General features: G+C 78.6%; 1 pseudogene. It reads left to right on the top strand.

The annotated features are described in order from the left end of the window. A pseudogene (locus B4K29_RS06420) lies at positions 1-221 on the top strand (ABC transporter ATP-binding protein); the annotation flags it as partial. Positions 222-299 lie beyond the last annotated feature (78 nt).

Genomic DNA, 299 nt, shown 5'->3' with positions numbered 1-299 from the left:
CCGACGAGCCCACGGGCGCCCTGGACTCGGTCACCGGCGAGGCGATCCTGCAGGTCCTGCGGCGCCGCTGCGACCAGGGCGCGGCCGGCCTGCTCGTCACCCACGAGGCCCGGCACGCGGCCTGGGCCGACCGGGTCGTCTTCCTGCGCTACGGGGTGGTCGTCGACACGACCGGGCCGGCGGCCACGCCCGAGTCCCTGCTCGAGACGTCGGGCGCGTGAGCCGGATGACGACCCTGGCCGACCCTCCCCGCACCGCCGCACGCACGCCGCAGCCACCCGGCGCGACCCGCCGCAGCC

The sequence above is a fragment of the Arsenicicoccus sp. UBA6765 genome (genome assembly GCF_002453335.1).
Taxonomy (GTDB): domain Bacteria; phylum Actinomycetota; class Actinomycetes; order Actinomycetales; family Dermatophilaceae; genus Arsenicicoccus; species Arsenicicoccus bolidensis.
The sequence above is the reverse complement of the archived record's forward strand: the minus strand, read 5'-3'. Positions and strand labels throughout refer to the sequence as shown.